The sequence below is a fragment of the Mesorhizobium sp. M7A.F.Ca.ET.027.02.1.1 genome (assembly GCF_004022985.1).
Taxonomy (GTDB): Bacteria; Pseudomonadota; Alphaproteobacteria; order Rhizobiales; family Rhizobiaceae; genus Mesorhizobium.
In genome coordinates this window covers 1-879 of record NZ_RZOL01000837.1, presented here as the reverse complement: position 1 = coordinate 879, position 879 = coordinate 1, and the positions used below count along the sequence as shown (strand labels likewise).

Annotated in this window: 1 protein-coding gene and 1 pseudogene; one reads left to right on the top strand and one right to left on the bottom strand. The window is 60.0% G+C overall.

What is annotated here, in order from left to right; genetic code table 11:
• Positions 1-281: pseudogene (locus EN749_RS38060) on the top strand (NgoFVII family restriction endonuclease); the annotation flags it as partial.
• Between the two features lie 263 nt (positions 282-544).
• Here the strand turns inward: EN749_RS38060 and EN749_RS38410 are convergent.
• Positions 545-879: DUF5675 family protein (locus EN749_RS38410; RefSeq protein ID WP_210214768.1), on the bottom strand; the 335-nt coding region annotated here is incomplete at its 5' end.

Sequence of the window (879 nt, the reverse complement as noted above, 5' to 3'; positions counted from 1 at the left end):
TTCCTGGCGTGGGCGTGAATATGATCACGGAGATTCTCTGCACCTTCGCCCCGAAGCGATACGCTGTCTTCAACGGCAATACCTCCGGGGCCCTTTCGGCGATCGGCATCGGCGCGCCTCGAAGTCCAACTCTCGCAACGCTGTCAGCCGAACGATACACGCAATTGTGCGCTACCATCGACGCGCTGCGGAGGCGCATCGGGGGCGCCGATTTCACGGACGCCGACGCGTTTCTCAACTGGCTGTATTTCAAGACGAAGCCTGCCAAGCGCGGCGCGTGACGGAGGCGCAGGCAACTATCGTCGAACGCCCAACGCGATTGAACGCCAACCTCACCTTGCGTGTCGCGGCCACGCCAAGTGGGCTGGCAGCACCGCGCCGCATCAACGTCATTCGGACAAACCTTGTCTTAACCCGGAAACAGACACAGCGGTTCAGGGAATAGCTGGAGAATCCGCCATTTGGCTGACTATCTCGATGCCCGTCGCGCCGCGGCGGTGAAGGAAGCGAAGCAACTCTTGCCCGACTAGCTCTCCGGTTCCTACTAGGGCACGTCTTCCACGACTCGGACCTCGATCGGCCTTTCGGTGGAGCTTCCGTACAGCGATTGGATATGGCTCATGGCCTGACGGCTGGACCCCCCGCGAATCTGGCAGGTCTCGCCAGCATCGCCCACCAAAACGCAGCCGCGCACCTCCCAAGGAACGTTGCCAGAATGGATCTGAATGTAGAGGCGCTTGGCGGGATAATCCAATTCGATTCTCCACCCGCGGGCCCCATCAGTGCGTACCCTCCCTGAAAAGCTTCCTGGATTGATCGCACTGATGTCGTTCTGATCGTTCCTGTAGGGCAGCTCCAACGTGTCACAGAGATAAACAC